General features: G+C 36.4%; 2 protein-coding genes. Both read left to right on the top strand.

What is annotated here, in order from left to right; all coding sequences use genetic code 11:
* A partial coding sequence (locus tag ORL93_RS31020) for a transposase (protein WP_265960354.1) occupies positions 1 to 317 on the top strand: 317 nt, incomplete at its 5' end.
* Positions 271 to 409: transposase (locus ORL93_RS31425; protein WP_369124024.1), on the top strand; the 139-nt coding region annotated here is incomplete at its 3' end. The genes ORL93_RS31020 and ORL93_RS31425, both read left to right, overlap by 47 nt.

Consider the following 409-nt stretch of genomic DNA (forward strand, 5'->3'; position numbering starts at 1 on the left):
TAGAGATTCATCTGCATCGGCCGATAGAAGGAACGATCAAACAGTTGATTCTGAAACGCCAATCGAAGAGATGGTACGCTATTTTTAGTGTCGAAAGACAGGATGTACCTCCCTCTATTGATATAGAAAATGCAATTGGTATAGATGTAGGACTGAATCAATACGCTGTTCTTTCAAATAGAACGGTATTTGAAAATCCAAGATTTCTTCTACAAAAAGAAAAACAACTGCGGCAAGCACAGCGTAACCTTTCGAAGAAAAAGAAGGACTCTGCGAACTATAAAGAAGCAAGTAGAACGAATTCAGATCCTTCATGAAAAGGTAGCGAATCAAAGAAAAGATTTCTTACACAAATTAAGTTATCATCTCACGCAAATGTATTCGGTGATTTGTATAGAAAATCTTGATA

Source organism: Bacillus sp. DHT2, assembly GCF_026241455.1.
GTDB classification, from domain to species: domain Bacteria; phylum Bacillota; class Bacilli; order Bacillales; family Bacillaceae_G; genus Bacillus_A; species Bacillus_A pseudomycoides.